The sequence below is a fragment of the Pseudomonas taiwanensis genome, from assembly GCF_013393345.1.
Lineage (GTDB): Bacteria > Pseudomonadota > Gammaproteobacteria > Pseudomonadales > Pseudomonadaceae > Metapseudomonas > Metapseudomonas resinovorans_C.
Map to the genome: position 1 here is coordinate 156876 of NZ_QJRF01000061.1, position 12998 is coordinate 169873.

Genomic DNA, 12998 nt, shown 5'->3' on the forward strand with positions numbered 1-12998 from the left:
CGAGCAAGCTCGCTCCTACAGAAAAGAGCCGACGAATCATGCCCCACACAGCCGCCTTTCAACGGGCCGGATTGAGCGCCAGCGAATCCGCTTCGATACAGTCCTGCTCGAGTATCAGCGGCTCCACCAACGGCCGGCTGGCGAGGAAGTGCGGGGTCAGCATATGTGCCTCGAACGCGGCTTCGCCGGTATAAACCTCGTAGAGCCATACCAGGTCGGGATCGCTTCGATCCTGCAGCACATCGAACACCAGGCAACCAGGCTCGTCGCGCACTGAGGCGGCAGCGTTGATACGCATGGCATCCATGAATGCATCCAGGCTACCGGGGCGCAGGCGGGTCTTGAGGAGAAGGCAGTACACGTTGAACTCCGTTTTGTCTTATATTTCATAAAAATTGTATACAAAAACGGAGTCAAAGAAATGCCCAGCCGTCCAAGCCGTCTCAATGGCCTGCGCCATATCGCCATCGTCGTGTCCAACCTGGAGGAATGCGAGCGCTTCTACGTGGATGTGCTGGGCATGGAAGTCCTCAACCGCGCCAACGAGGACCTGGTCTATCTCACCTGCGGTAACGACAATCTCTCCCTCGGTCGCGCCTTCGTCCCCAGCAGCGGCGCGCAGGCAGTGGATCACTACGGCTTCGTGGTAGACAGCCTTGACGAGCTGGAGGCCTGGTACCACTACCTCAAGGCCCAGGGCGTGACCATGCTCGACCGTCCCTTCGCCCATGGCGACGGCGCCCACAGCTTCCACGTGCTGGACCCGGCCGGGAACAAGATCCAGCCGATCTACCACCCGGCGATCTCCGGGCAACGCTTCAGCTCTCCGGTCTGACGCCCTGGAAACGACAAAGCCCGCCAATTGGCGGGCTTTGCGTTGGAGCTTTCGAGGCTTACTTCTCTACGAAGGCACGCTCGATCAGGTAATCACCCGGCTCACGCATACGCGCGGAGATCTTCAGGCCGAAGCTGTCGAGCACTTCGCTGGTCTCGTCGAGCATGCTCGGGCTGCCGCAGATCATCGCACGGTCATCCTGAGGATTGATCGGCGGCAGGCCGATGTCCTCGAACAGCTTGCCGCTGCGCATCAGGTCGGTCAGGCGACCCTGGTTCTCGAACGGTTCGCGGGTCACGGTGGGATAGTAGATCAGCTTGTCTTTCACGGCCTCACCGAAGAATTCGTTCTTCGGCAGGTGGTCGGTGATGAACTCGCGGTAGGCGACTTCGTTCACGTAGCGTACGCCGTGGACCAGGATGACCTTCTCGAAACGCTCGTAGGTTTCCGGGTCCTGGATCACGCTCATGAAGGGCGCGAGGCCGGTGCCAGTGCTCAGCAGGTACAGGTGCTTGCCGGGATTCAGGTCATCGAGGACCAGGGTGCCGGTGGGCTTCTTGCTGATGATGATCTCGTCGCCTTCCTTGAGGTGCTGCAACTGGGAGGTCAACGGACCGTCCGGCACCTTGATGCTGAAGAACTCGAGGTGCTCTTCCCAGTTCGGGCTGGCGATGGAGTAGGCGCGCATCAGCGGACGGCCGCTGGGCTGTTGCAGGCCGATCATGACGAACTGGCCATTCTCGAAGCGCAGGCCCGGATCGCGGGTGCACTTGAAGCTGAACAGCGTGTCGTTCCAGTGATGAACGCTGAGGATGCGCTCGGAGTTCATGTTGCTCATTTACGGGGCTCCGAAAGTTTGGAAATTCGCCAGCGCCGCACAGGTCAGGGGGCGCAATTGCGCGACATTGTAATGACCGCCACAATATCTGTTAACTGAATTATCAAGATATAGGTTATCGGTTATATAGATATGCGATTTACTCTCAGACAAATGCAGGTTTATGTCGCAGTCGCACAACAGGAAAGCGTTTCCCGTGCTGCGGAGCAGTTGTCGCTGTCGCAATCGGCGACCAGTACTTCACTGACCGAACTGGAGCGCCAATCCGGCTGCCAGCTGTTCGACCGCGCGGGCAAGCGCCTCAGTCTCAGCGCCCTCGGTCGCCAGTTGTTGCCCCAGGCCGTGGCTCTGCTGGACCAGGCGCGCGAGATTGAGGATCTGCTCAATGGCAAGACGGGCTTCGGCTCCCTTGATGTCGGCGCCACACTCACTGTGGGCAACTATCTGGCGACCCTCTTGATCGGCGCCTTCATGCAACGCCACCCGGAATGCCAAGTAAGCCTGCATGTGCAGAACACGGCGAATATCGTCCAGCAGATCGCGCTGTACGAACTTGATCTGGGTCTAATCGAAGGCGACTGCCAGCACCCGGATATCGAAGTCGTGCCCTGGGTGGAAGATGAACTGGTGGTGTTCTGTGCACCCCGGCACCCGCTGGCGGCCAAGGGCCAGGCGAGCATGGAGGAGCTGAGCCGCGAGGCCTGGATCCTTCGCGAGCGGGGTTCCGGCACGCGGCTGACGTTCGACCAGGCCATGCGTCATCACCCTACTCCGCTGAACATCCGGCTGGAGCTCGAACACACCGAGGCAATCAAGCGTGCGGTGGAGTCGGGCCTGGGCATCAGTTGCATCTCGCGCCTGGCCCTGCGCGATGCCTTCCGCCGCGGCAGCCTGGTGCCGCTGGAAACCCCGGACATCGATTTGCGTCGGCAGTTCTACTTCATCTGGCACCGGCAGAAATTCCAGACGGCCGCCATGCGCGAGTTTCTCGAACAGTGCCGGGAGCTGACCGCAGGCGTTAACCGCAGCGACGAGATCGTGCTACCGCCGATCGCCTGAGGATCAGCCGAGGAGAATGGTGGCCCAGACCGCCGTGATCAGGGTCAGTGCGGTGAACTGCGCCGCGCTGCCCATGTCCTTGGCATTCTTCGACAGTGGATGGCGTTCGAGGGAAATGCGGTCGATGGCCGCCTCTACGGCCGAGTTCAGCAGTTCTACGATCAACGCCAGCAGGCAGGCGCCGATCATCAGCGCGCGTTCGCCACGACTGACATCAAGGAAGAACGACAGCGGAATCAGCACCACATTGAGCAGCACGAGTTGGCGGAAGGCGGCTTCGCCGGTGAAGGCGGCACGCAGGCCGTCGAACGAATAGCCTGCGGCATTGAAGATGCGTTTGAGGCCGGTCTGGCCTTTGAATGGCGACATAGAAGAAGGGGCTTTTGAAAGGAGCGCGCAGCCTAACGCAACGCGCTTCAAATTTGCGTGAAATGCCGGGCTCAGGCCGACGGAATCGATTCCATCTGTTGCAGCAGCAGTGCGGCCTGGGTGCGGGTACGAACGTTGAGCTTGCGGAAGATGGCAGTTACGTGAGCCTTCACGGTGGCTTCGGAGACATGCAGCTCGAAGGCGATCTGCTTGTTCAGCAGCCCTTCGCAGACCATGGTCAGTACACGGAACTGCTGGGGCGTCAGGCTGGCGAGCCCTTCGCTGGCGGCTTTTGCTTCGTCCGATAGGACCTGGGCTTCCTGCAGCTGCGGCGGCCACCAGGTGTCGCCATCGAGTACCGCACGCACCGCGCTCTGGATCACTTCCAGCGGGCTGGATTTGGGAATGAAGCCACTTGCGCCGAACTCGCGGGAGCGTGCGACGACCGCCGCTTCTTCCTGGGCGGAGATCATCACGACGGGAATCTGCGGGTACTGGCCACGCAGCAGCACCAGTCCCGAGAAGCCATAGGCGCCAGGCATGTTCAGGTCGAGCAGGACCAGATCCCAGTCGGCACGCTCAGCCAGCCGGCTCTCGAGTTCGGCAATGCTCGCCGCTTCCACCAGTCGCACATCAGGCCCGAGGCCCAGGGTCAGGGCTTGCTGCAGGGCGCTGCGGAACAGCGGGTGGTCATCGGCGATGAGAATTTCGTATGAGGCCATGGGCATGTCCTTTTTGTAATGGGCCCAGACACGCCTCTCTGGGGTGTGGAGAGGCATTTCGGCACAACGGGATACGCTGACCAGGACCCGAAGCTTGATACGGGCAGGCCGTAAAGCGGCGCCCAGAATGCCGAGCCGGGACGGGGTGGTCAAGTCGAACGCTTTGCGGCAAAGTTCCCGGCTTTCCCGTCGAGAAACACCATGCGAAGCCAAGCATTGCGCGCCGATATCCTGATGCTGATCACTGCCGCCATCTGGGGCGCAGCTTTCGTCGCCCAGCGCCTGGGCATGGATGCGATCGGCCCCTTCCTCTATACCGGCCTGCGTTTCGCCCTTGGCGCACTGATTCTCCTGCCCTTGCTGCTGATACTGCCCAAGCCAGCGGTCAAGCAACCGCTCAATCGCGGCATGCTTCTCGGCGGCCTGCTGATGGGTCTGGCGCTGTCGCTGGGAATCAACCTGCAGCAGGTGGGCCTGCTCTTCACCAGCGTCACCAACTCCGGATTCATCACCGGCCTCTACGTCATCATCGTGCCGCTGCTGGGACTCTTCCTCGGCCATCGGACCGGCATGGGAACCTGGCTAGGGGCCAGCCTGGCGGTCATCGGCATGTTCCTGCTCAGTGTCGGTGAAGGGTTCCACGTGGCATCCGGTGACTGGCTGCAACTGGCGGGGGCCTGCGTCTGGGGTGTGCATGTGCTGCTGGTGGGCTTCTTCGCCAGCCGCTACGACCCGATTCGCCTTTCCATCCTGCAGTTCGCCGTGTGCGCGGTGGTCAGCCTGGTGCTGGCGGTCGTGTTCGAGGAGATCCGATTCGACGCCATCCTCCAGGCCGGACCGGCCATTCTCTATGGCGGCGTGATCGCCGTCGCCATCGGCTACACCCTGCAGGTGGTTGCGCAGCGCCATGCCATCGCTTCCCACGCCGCTATCATCCTGTCCCTGGAAGCGGTGTTCGCCGCCATCGCAGGTGCCCTGTTGCTGGATGAGTCCCTGCACGCACGCGGCTACTTCGGCTGTGCCCTGATGTTCGCCGGCATGCTGGTGGCCCAGCTCTGGCCACAGAAACGCGAAGCCGAAGCGACCCCGGTCAAGGCCGAAGCCTGATCAGAGGAAGGTGCTGAGCGCCAGGTGCGCTGGGCTTGCCTCATCCAGGGGCAGCCTATGCTTGGCGCCCAGATAGCGTTCGGTGAACACATCCAGGTAGGCGTTCAGCGCGCCGCCGGCCTGCTCATCACCCGCCAGCTCCAGGCAGAGTGCGCCGACTTCGGCGGTGCACAGGTGCTCATCGCGCGTGGAGCGGCGCAAGCGATAGCGGGAAATCTGCTCCGGGGTAAGACTGAGCACCGGGAAGCGATCCAGGTACGGGCTCTTGCGGAACATCTTGCGCGCCTCGGTCCAGGTGGCATCCAGCAGGATGAACAGAGGCCGCTTGCCCGACCCCGTGTCGACCTGATCCACCACACGCTCCGGCTCCACGTACTCGCCCGGAAACACCAGATAAGGCTGCCACTGCGGATCGTCCAGCAGCGCCAGCAGTGCTTCATCCACCTCGGTGCGCGACCAGCCAAAGGCCCAGGTATCGGGCACCAGATCCGCAATCAGCCAGCCGGTGTTGCTCGGCTTCATCGGCTCGGAGTGATACATCATCAAACACACGCCGGAACGCACCGGGACCTTGGGACGCCATGCGCAGAAGCAATATTCGAAGGCAACCCTGCATCCAGGGCAGCGCGGCGAACGCGAACCACGGGCCACGAAGGGACGGGTGCTGCGCGCAAGGCAATCGGCGCGCAGGCGGAAAACGGCGTGACTCATCGAAGCAGATTCCAGTACAGCAGCTGATCGACCCGCATACCGGAAGGCGGCCTGCGCGTCAGAATGGTCGGAAAGGATCGAACGATTCTACCAGAGGCGCCGTGGCTCGACTGTCTGCGGCAGATTTTCCACGCGACAAGCCCTGCCTGCGAACGCACAATTGCCGCGCTGGTCAAACAGCTACTTTTCGTTAGGAGATTTCCATGCTGCGCCTCACCGCCCTCGCCCTCTGCGCGACCCTGCCCTTGTTCGCCCAGGCCGCCTCCCTGAAGGACTTCGAGCTCAGCAAGATGCTCGAGCAAGTGGCCAAGGAGAGCAGCGCCGGTACGCCCCGCGCAATCAACGAGGACATTCTCGACCAGGGCTACACGGTGGATGGCAACGAACTGGTGAACCACCTCAGCGTACGCGAGGGCCATGCCGCCCAGATGCGCGCAAACCCTGATGCTGTACGCGCGCAACTGGGCGCCAGCGTTTGCCGCAATACCGGTTACCGTCAATTGCTGGCACGCGGCGCTGGCCTGCGTTACGAGTTCAGTGAGTACAAGACCAATCGCCCGGTTACTTCCGAGCGTTTCACCGCCAAGGACTGCGGTCTCAAGGCCAAGACCAACTGATCGCTTGCGCGGCGCTCCCAGCTTCGGGAGCGCCTCCTCCTTCCTCTTCCCTGACGCGCTACGCAATGCTCCGGACTTTTTGCCGCTGTACATTCAGGCGGCGGTTGGCTGGAAAAGATCCGCTCCCTGCCGCAAGCTGTAGTTGAGCGGCTCGCCTGGGTCGCCCGGATTCCGGACATAGCCAGCGGAGCTGCTCAGAGATGTTGATGAGCAAGGAGAATGCTATGCCCTATGATCCGGACGATTATCTCTCCCGGCACTTCCAGACCAGCGGAATCGATCTGACCCAGAAGGTCGATGAGCTGATCAACCTTACCGTTCCCAGCGGCAGTCCCAACCTCGCGCTCTACCGCGAAATGCTGATTACCGTCGTGCGCATGGCACAGGCTGACCGTAACCGTTGGGACGCCAAGATCATGCTGCAGACCCTGCGCGAGATGGAGCACGCTTTCAGCGTACTGGAGCAGTTCAAACGGCGTCGTAAAGTCACCGTGTTCGGTTCCGCGCGGACCCCTGAGGGTCATCCTGTCTACAACCTCGCCCGCCAGTTGGGTGCTGAACTGGCCAAGCGCGACCTGATGGTCATCACCGGCGCCGGCGGCGGAATCATGGCCGCAGCCCATGAAGGTGCGGGACTGGAAAACAGTCTCGGACTGAATATCACCCTCCCCTTCGAACAGCACGCCAACACAACGGTCGACGGCACCGAGCATTTGCTGTCGTTCCACTTCTTCTTCGTACGCAAGCTGTTCTTCGTCAAGGAAGCCGATGCGCTGGTGCTGTGCCCGGGTGGCTTCGGCACGCTGGATGAAGCACTGGAAGTGCTGACCCTGATCCAGACCGGCAAGAGCCCGGTCGTCCCGGTGGTGTTGCTGGACGAACCGGATGGCAGCTATTGGGAGGACGCCATCGGATTCCTCCACGAGCAACTGGAACGCAACCGCTACATCCTGCCCAGCGACATGAACCTGATGCGTCTGGTGCGCAATGCGGACGAAGCCGCAGCCGAAATCGCACAGTTCTACCGCAACTACCATTCCAGTCGCTGGCTGAAGAACAGCTTTGTGATCCGCATGAATCATCCGCTCAGCGGAAGGGCCCTCGACCAGATCCAGGAGCAGTTCGCAGACCTGTGTCTGGAAGGCGATTTCAGTCAGCAGGCCTATCTGGAGTCGGAGAAGGATGAGCCGGAGTTCAGTGAGCTCATTCGCCTGGCATTTCGTTTCAATGGCCGTGACCATGGCCGCCTGCGCGAGCTGATCGACTTCATCAACCTGCCGCAACACTGGGCCAGCAACGTCTGATCCACCGAGCGTAATCAATTCCGTCCAGCAACCAGCCATGCGCAGTCGCGCATGGCTCAAGGCTGCGTTCAGGAAAATCAGTCGTCGGAACCACCACGCAGGAGACGGCTGATCATCTCCATGGAATAGCCACGGTAGGCGAGAAAACGGCCTTGCTGGGCACGCTCACGAGCGTCCTGCGGCTGCCGGTTGAACTTGCGGCGCCACACTTCTCGCAGCTGCTCGCTCCAGTCGACATCGGCCTCGCGCAAGGCCTGGTCGATATCGCCACGCGGCAATCCACGCTGGGCCAATTCTTCACGGATGCGTTGCGGTCCATAACCACCGCGGGCGCGGCTGGCGATGAAACTTTCGAGATAGCGGGATTCGGAGAGCAGGCCCTCTTCCGTCAAACGGTCGAGGGCGCTGTCGATCAACTCGGGAGGGGCGCCGCGTTGACGCAATTTACGCGTCAGCTCGACTCGCCCGTGTTCGCGCTGCGCCAGCAGATCCATGGCGGCCCGCCGCACTGCGGCGGGGCTGTCGAGCACAACGGGCATGGGAGGATCAGAGGTCTACGTCGGCCAGGTCGTCAGCAGTAGCTGCCGACTTGTTGTTGGCAGTGGAGTCGACCAGCAGCCGCTCGCGGATGATCTTCTCGATGGCGCTGCCAACTTCCGGGTTGTCTTCCAGGTACTTGGCGGCGTTCGCCTTGCCCTGGCCGATCTTGTTGCCCTGGTAGCTGTACCAGGCGCCGGATTTCTCCACCAGGCCTTGCTGCACACCCAGGTCGATGATCTCGCCAGTACGGTAGATACCCTTGCCGTACATGATCTGGAATTCGGCCTGGCGGAAGGGCGGGGCCACCTTGTTCTTCACTACCTTCACGCGGGTTTCGCTACCCACGACTTCCTCGCCCTCTTTCACCGCGCCGGTACGGCGGATGTCGAGACGCACGGAAGCGTAGAACTTCAGAGCGTTACCACCGGTGGTGGTTTCCGGGTTGCCGAACATCACACCGATCTTCATACGGATCTGGTTGATGAAGATGACCAGGCAGTTGGCGTTCTTGATGTTGCCGGTGATCTTGCGCAGGGCCTGGGACATCAGACGTGCTTGCAGGCCGACGTGGGAATCACCCATCTCGCCTTCGATTTCGGCCTTGGGTACCAGGGCGGCCACGGAGTCGACGATGATCACGTCAACGGCATTGGAGCGCACCAGCATGTCGGTGATTTCCAGGGCCTGTTCACCGGTATCCGGCTGGGAAACCAGCAGGTCGTCGACATTCACACCAAGCTTGCCGGCGTAGTCCGGATCCAGGGCATGTTCGGCGTCGACGAAGGCGCAGGTAGCGCCCATTTTCTGGGCTTCAGCGATGACGGAGAGGGTCAGGGTGGTTTTACCGGAGGATTCCGGACCGTAGATTTCTACGATACGGCCCTTCGGCAGACCGCCAATACCAAGCGCGATGTCCAGGCCGAGGGAACCGGTGGAAATAGCCGGAATGGCCTGGCGGTCATGGTCGCCCATGCGCATGACCGCCCCCTTGCCGAACTGTTTCTCGATCTGGCCCAGGGCAGCAGCCAAGGCGCGCTTCTTGTTCTCGTCCATTGAAGTCCTCACTAAAATCAAGAGGGCCTGGCGGCCACCAACAACTGTATAAGTAGACAGTATTATTCCATAGGGCAAGTCGCTCGCCTACCCCTGAACGGCTTTTTCTCCTGCAGCTAGTCGGATCAGCCCCCTGAGCGCTTCCGCAACGGTTTGTCGGCGTACGGCCAGGCGATCACCCGGAAAATGGCGGCGTACAGCCTCCACGTCATTTCCATCGCCCCACGCCAGCCACACCGTACCGACCGGTTTCTCCGGTGAGCCCCCATCCGGCCCGGCCACGCCGCTGACCGCCACGGCAAAGCGTGCGCCGCTGCGCTTCTGGGCACCATGCACCATGGCCTCGACCACCTCCTGGCTCACAGCGCCCACCTGCGGGAACAACGCCGCCGACACTGCCAATTGCTCGGTCTTCTGCGCATTCGAGTAAGTGACATAGCCCGCCTCGAACCAGGCCGAGCTACCGGGAATACGAGTAATGGCCTCGGCGATACCACCGCCGGTGCAGGATTCCGCGGTGCTTACCGATTCGCCACGCGCCTTCAGTTCCTCACCCAGCCTGGCGGCCAGGGAAGTCAGCTCTTCATCGGTAACAGACATGTGCACTCCGGGGTTAAAGCGGGCCAACGGGATACCGTACACTAGCGCCTTTTGCACGCAAGGCCAGCCAATGAGTCAGAGCGATCTCAGCGAACACACACCCATGATGCAGCAGTACTGGAGGCTGAAGAATCAGCACCCGGACCAGCTGATGTTCTATCGCATGGGCGACTTCTACGAGATCTTCTATGAGGACGCCAAGAAAGCCGCCAAGCTCCTCGACATCACTCTGACCGCGCGCGGCCAATCGGCAGGCAAGTCGATTCCCATGGCCGGTATCCCTTTCCATTCGGTGGAAGGTTACCTGGCCAAGCTGGTGAAGCTGGGCGAGTCCGTGGTCATTTGCGAGCAGATTGGCGATCCCGCCACCAGCAAAGGGCCGGTGGAACGCCAGGTGGTTCGCATCATCACCCCCGGTACCATCAGCGACGAAGCACTGCTCGATGAACGCCGCGACAACCTGCTCGCTGCCGTGTTGGGCGATGAGCGCCTGTTCGGCCTGGCCGTGCTGGACATCACCAGCGGCCGTTTCACCGTGCAGGAAATCAAGGGCTGGGAAAACCTGCTGGCCGAACTGGAGCGCCTGAACCCTGCCGAATTGTTGATACCGGATGATTGGCCTCAGGGCCTGCCAGCCGAGAAGCGCCGCGGTGTCCGCCGTCGTGCGCCTTGGGATTTCGATCGCGACTCGGCCAAGAAAAGCCTCTGCCAGCAGTTCGGCGTACAGGACCTCAAGGGGTTCGGCTGCGAAAACCTGACCCTCGCCATAGGCTCCGCCGGGTGCCTTCTGGGCTACGCCAAGGAGACCCAGCGTACTGCCCTGCCCCATCTGCGCAGTCTGCGCCACGAGCGTATCGATGACACGGTCATCCTCGATGCCGCCAGCCGCCGCAATCTGGAACTGGACGTCAACCTCTCCGGCGGTCGCGACAACACGCTGCAATCGGTGATTGACCGTTGCCAGACCGCCATGGGCAGCCGGCTCCTGAGCCGCTGGCTGAACCGCCCATTGCGCGACCGTGCCGTGTTGGTGGCCCGTCAGGACTCCATCGACTGCCTGCTGGACCGTTACCGTTTCGAAGGCCTGCAACCGCAGCTGAAAGAGATCGGCGACGTCGAACGCATCCTCGCCCGTATCGGCCTGCGCAATGCGCGGCCCCGTGACCTGGCCCGCCTGCGTGACGCTCTCGCGGCCCTGCCGCAACTGCAAGGCGCCATGACCGAACTGGAAGCGCCGCACCTGCAGGACCTGGCCGGTAGCATCCGTACCTATCCGGAACTGGCCGACCTGCTGGCTCGCGCCATTATCGAAACCCCGCCGGCGGTGATCCGTGACGGCGGTGTGATCAAGACCGGCTACGACGCCGAACTGGATGAGCTCCAGGCGCTGAGCGAGAACGCCGGCCAGTACCTGATGGATCTGGAAACACGGGAAAAAGCCCGTACCGGCCTGCCCAACCTCAAGGTCGGCTACAACCGCATCCACGGCTATTACATCGAACTGCCGCGCGTGCAGGCCGAGCAGGCACCCGCGGACTACATCCGTCGCCAGACGCTGAAAGGCGCCGAGCGTTTCATCACGCCAGAGCTGAAAGCCTTCGAAGACAAGGCGCTGTCGGCCAAGAGCCGCGCCCTTGCGCGCGAAAAGATGCTCTATGACGAACTGCTGGAACTGCTGATCGAGCAATTGGCCCCGCTGCAGGACACCGCCGCCGCCCTGGCTGAACTGGACGTGCTGAGCAACTTCTCCGAGCGGGCGCTGAACCTCGACCTGAACCGACCACGCTTCGTCGACGAACCCTGCATGCGCATCAACCAGGGCCGTCACCCGGTAGTGGAGCAGGTACTGGACACGCCCTTCGTGGCCAACGACCTGGCCCTGGACGACGCCACCCGCATGTTGATCATCACCGGCCCGAACATGGGCGGTAAGTCAACCTACATGCGCCAGACCGCGTTGATCGTCCTGCTCGCCCACATTGGCTGCTTCGTGCCTGCGGCCAGCTGCGAGTTGTCACTGGTGGACCGCATCTTCACCCGCATCGGTTCCAGCGACGACCTGGCCGGCGGCCGTTCCACCTTCATGGTGGAGATGAGCGAAACCGCCAACATCCTGCACAACGCCAGTGCCAGCAGCCTGGTGCTGATGGACGAGGTGGGCCGCGGTACGAGCACCTTCGACGGCCTCTCGCTGGCCTGGGCGGCAGCCGAGCACCTGGCTCGATTGCGCGCCTTCACCCTGTTCGCTACCCATTACTTCGAGCTGACCGTTCTGCCGGAAGCTGAGCCGGTGGTAGCGAACGTCCACCTGAATGCCACCGAACACAAAGAGCGCATCGTGTTCCTGCACCATGTACTGCCGGGGCCCGCGAGCCAGAGCTATGGCCTGGCAGTAGCGCAACTGGCGGGTGTTCCAGGCGGCGTCATCCAGCGCGCCCGCGAGCACCTGGCGCGGCTGGAAACCACCAGCCTGCCCCATGACGCCCCGCGACAGGACCCCGGCCAGCCGAGCGCTCCCATGCAGAGCGACCTGTTCGCCAGCCTGCCCCACCCTGTGCTGGACGAATTGGCGAAGATCAAGCCGGATGATCTGACGCCCCGGCAAGCGCTTGAGCTGTTATATACACTGAAGTCACGCCTCTAACCCCTTAACCGCACAAGCTGCTAGAATCCCGCGCGCTCTGGAGTGCACCCGGGATTCAGCCTACCCGGTACCGTGAGTTCCCGAGCCGAGAAGCCAGATATAGAAGGCTTCCGAGCCGCCGCTTGAGGAGAAGAATAGAAATGACCTTCGTCGTCACCGACAACTGCATCAAATGCAAATACACCGACTGTGTGGAAGTCTGTCCGGTGGACTGCTTCTACGAAGGCCCGAACTTCCTGGTCATTCACCCGGACGAGTGCATCGACTGTGCACTGTGCGAGCCTGAATGCCCGGCGCAAGCCATCTTCTCCGAGGATGAAGTGCCTGAGGATATGCAGGAGTTCATCGAGCTGAACCGTGATCTGGCCGAAGTGTGGCCGAACATCACCGAGAAGAAAGACGCCCTGGCCGATGCCGAAGAGTGGGATGGCGTCAAAGGCAAGCTGGAGCAGCTGGAGCGCTGATTCGTCTACGCATCCAAACGCAAAAAGGCCCGCATCTGCGGGCCTTTTGCTTTCCTGCGGGCGAAAAAAAGGGGCGGGGGATACCCGCCCACTCTTTTGTCCCTATTCCCTGTAGTCCTTGCTCATCATCCTGAT

The 12998-nt window shown here is 61.8% G+C and carries 15 protein-coding genes; 7 read left to right on the top strand and 8 right to left on the bottom strand.

The genetic code is table 11. The features are described from left to right. Nucleotides 1-58: 58 nt before the first annotated feature. Nucleotides 59-361, bottom strand: coding sequence for a putative quinol monooxygenase (locus DM872_RS15135; protein ID WP_179060257.1), 303 nt, complete (start codon nt 359-361; stop codon nt 59-61). A gap of 60 nt (nt 362-421) precedes the next feature. Between DM872_RS15135 and DM872_RS15140 the strand changes: the two genes are divergently transcribed. Beyond that, nucleotides 422-835 carry a VOC family protein gene (locus tag DM872_RS15140; RefSeq protein ID WP_179060258.1) on the top strand — a complete coding sequence of 138 codons (414 nt, stop codon included), beginning with the start codon at nt 422-424 and terminating at the stop codon, nt 833-835. A gap of 58 nt (nt 836-893) precedes the next feature. Here DM872_RS15140 and fpr read toward each other — a convergent pair whose 3' ends face one another. Further along, a complete protein-coding gene (gene fpr, locus DM872_RS15145; RefSeq protein ID WP_077527713.1) occupies nt 894-1673 on the bottom strand; it encodes a ferredoxin-NADP reductase in 780 nt (259 codons plus the stop codon). A 132-nt stretch (nt 1674-1805) separates the two neighbouring features. On the opposite strand from fpr, the gene DM872_RS15150 reads away from it, so the two are divergent. After that, nucleotides 1806-2732 carry a LysR family transcriptional regulator gene (locus DM872_RS15150; protein ID WP_077527712.1) on the top strand — a complete coding sequence of 309 codons (927 nt, stop codon included), beginning with the start codon at nt 1806-1808 and terminating at the stop codon, nt 2730-2732. Between the two features lie 3 nt (nt 2733-2735). Here the strand turns inward: DM872_RS15150 and DM872_RS15155 are convergent, their stop codons facing one another. Together DM872_RS15155 and erdR are read right to left on the bottom strand one after the other, a co-directional pair. Next, entirely contained in the window at nt 2736-3101 is a 366-nt protein-coding gene (locus tag DM872_RS15155; protein ID WP_179060259.1) for a diacylglycerol kinase, read from the bottom strand. 71 nt (nt 3102-3172) lie between these two features. Next, nucleotides 3173-3823 carry a response regulator transcription factor ErdR gene (gene erdR / locus DM872_RS15160; RefSeq protein ID WP_179060260.1) on the bottom strand — a complete coding sequence of 217 codons (651 nt, stop codon included), beginning with the start codon at nt 3821-3823 and terminating at the stop codon, nt 3173-3175. Nucleotides 3824-4024: 201 nt separating this feature from the next. Between erdR and DM872_RS15165 the strand changes: the two genes are divergently transcribed. Next, nucleotides 4025-4930: a DMT family transporter gene (locus DM872_RS15165; protein ID WP_179060261.1), complete on the top strand. Its 906-nt coding sequence runs from the start codon at nt 4025-4027 to the stop codon at nt 4928-4930. Here the strand turns inward: DM872_RS15165 and DM872_RS15170 are convergent, their stop codons facing one another. Further along, nucleotides 4931-5641, bottom strand: a complete 711-nt coding sequence (locus tag DM872_RS15170; protein WP_179060262.1) for a tRNA-uridine aminocarboxypropyltransferase — start codon at nt 5639-5641, stop codon at nt 4931-4933. 203 nt (nt 5642-5844) lie between these two features. Here DM872_RS15170 and DM872_RS15175 point away from each other — a divergent pair, with 203 nt between their 5' ends. Together DM872_RS15175 and DM872_RS15180 are read left to right on the top strand one after the other, a co-directional pair. Beyond that, nucleotides 5845-6258, top strand: a complete 414-nt coding sequence (locus tag DM872_RS15175) for a quorum-sensing-regulated virulence factor family protein (protein ID WP_179060263.1) — start codon at nt 5845-5847, stop codon at nt 6256-6258. 224 nt (nt 6259-6482) lie between these two features. Then, nucleotides 6483-7562: an LOG family protein gene (locus tag DM872_RS15180; RefSeq protein WP_179060264.1), complete on the top strand. Its 1080-nt coding sequence runs from the start codon at nt 6483-6485 to the stop codon at nt 7560-7562. Between the two features lie 77 nt (nt 7563-7639). Here the strand turns inward: DM872_RS15180 and recX are convergent, their stop codons facing one another. From recX to DM872_RS15195, 3 genes are all read right to left on the bottom strand, one after another. Continuing rightward, nucleotides 7640-8101 (bottom strand): recombination regulator RecX, encoded by a 462-nt coding sequence (gene recX / locus DM872_RS15185; protein ID WP_179060265.1) that lies wholly within the window; start codon nt 8099-8101, stop codon nt 7640-7642. A 7-nt stretch (nt 8102-8108) separates the two neighbouring features. Further along, nucleotides 8109-9155: a recombinase RecA gene (gene recA / locus DM872_RS15190; protein WP_179060266.1), complete on the bottom strand. Its 1047-nt coding sequence runs from the start codon at nt 9153-9155 to the stop codon at nt 8109-8111. Between the two features lie 87 nt (nt 9156-9242). Then, the gene (locus DM872_RS15195) at nt 9243-9755 is read right to left on the bottom strand and encodes a CinA family protein (protein WP_179060267.1); all 513 of its coding nucleotides are present in this window, start codon (nt 9753-9755) and stop codon (nt 9243-9245) included. Between the two features lie 70 nt (nt 9756-9825). On the opposite strand from DM872_RS15195, the gene mutS reads away from it, so the two are divergent. Beyond that, on the top strand, nt 9826-12399 hold the full coding sequence (gene mutS, locus DM872_RS15200) for a DNA mismatch repair protein MutS (RefSeq protein ID WP_179060268.1): 2574 nt from the start codon (nt 9826-9828) through the stop codon (nt 12397-12399). 140 nt (nt 12400-12539) lie between these two features. After that, on the top strand, nt 12540-12863 hold the full coding sequence (gene fdxA / locus DM872_RS15205; RefSeq protein ID WP_077527701.1) for a ferredoxin FdxA: 324 nt from the start codon (nt 12540-12542) through the stop codon (nt 12861-12863). Nucleotides 12864-12998 lie beyond the last annotated feature (135 nt).

Coding starts and splice junctions, on each gene's coding strand:
- DM872_RS15165 (WP_179060261.1), top strand. CDS start 4,025: ATGCGAAGCCAAGCATTGCGCGCCGATATCCTGATGCTGATCACTGCC.
- fpr (WP_077527713.1), bottom strand. CDS start 1,673: ATGAGCAACATGAACTCCGAGCGCATCCTCAGCGTTCATCACTGGAAC.
- recX (WP_179060265.1), bottom strand. CDS start 8,101: ATGCCCGTTGTGCTCGACAGCCCCGCCGCAGTGCGGCGGGCCGCCATG.
- DM872_RS15175 (WP_179060263.1), top strand. CDS start 5,845: ATGCTGCGCCTCACCGCCCTCGCCCTCTGCGCGACCCTGCCCTTGTTC.
- DM872_RS15195 (WP_179060267.1), bottom strand. CDS start 9,755: ATGTCTGTTACCGATGAAGAGCTGACTTCCCTGGCCGCCAGGCTGGGT.
- mutS (WP_179060268.1), top strand. CDS start 9,826: ATGAGTCAGAGCGATCTCAGCGAACACACACCCATGATGCAGCAGTAC.
- DM872_RS15155 (WP_179060259.1), bottom strand. CDS start 3,101: ATGTCGCCATTCAAAGGCCAGACCGGCCTCAAACGCATCTTCAATGCC.
- DM872_RS15150 (WP_077527712.1), top strand. CDS start 1,806: ATGCGATTTACTCTCAGACAAATGCAGGTTTATGTCGCAGTCGCACAA.
- DM872_RS15140 (WP_179060258.1), top strand. CDS start 422: ATGCCCAGCCGTCCAAGCCGTCTCAATGGCCTGCGCCATATCGCCATC.
- recA (WP_179060266.1), bottom strand. CDS start 9,155: ATGGACGAGAACAAGAAGCGCGCCTTGGCTGCTGCCCTGGGCCAGATC.
- fdxA (WP_077527701.1), top strand. CDS start 12,540: ATGACCTTCGTCGTCACCGACAACTGCATCAAATGCAAATACACCGAC.
- DM872_RS15180 (WP_179060264.1), top strand. CDS start 6,483: ATGCCCTATGATCCGGACGATTATCTCTCCCGGCACTTCCAGACCAGC.
- erdR (WP_179060260.1), bottom strand. CDS start 3,823: ATGGCCTCATACGAAATTCTCATCGCCGATGACCACCCGCTGTTCCGC.
- DM872_RS15170 (WP_179060262.1), bottom strand. CDS start 5,641: ATGAGTCACGCCGTTTTCCGCCTGCGCGCCGATTGCCTTGCGCGCAGC.